Below are 207 nucleotides of genomic sequence, written 5' to 3'. Positions count from 1 at the left end.
CCGAACTGTCTCACGACGTTCTGAACCCAGCTCGCGTACCGCTTTAATGGGCGAACAGCCCAACCCTTGGGACCGACTACAGCCCCAGGATGCGAGGAGCCGACATCGAGGTGCCAAACCTCCCCGTCGATGTGGACTCTTGGGGGAGATAAGCCTGTTATCCCCGGGGTAGCTTTTATCCGTTGAGCGATGGCCCTTCCATGCGGA

Annotated in this window: 1 rRNA gene; it reads right to left on the bottom strand. The window is 59.4% G+C overall.

What is annotated here, in order from left to right:
• Positions 1-207: ribosomal RNA gene (locus tag MR113_RS28245) — 23S ribosomal RNA — on the bottom strand; the annotation flags it as partial.

Origin of the sequence: Bacillus cereus group sp. BfR-BA-01379 (genome assembly GCF_022663605.1) — a bacterium.
Taxonomy (GTDB): domain Bacteria; phylum Bacillota; class Bacilli; order Bacillales; family Bacillaceae_G; genus Bacillus_A; species Bacillus_A mobilis.
This window is presented reverse-complemented; position numbering and strand designations above follow the sequence as displayed.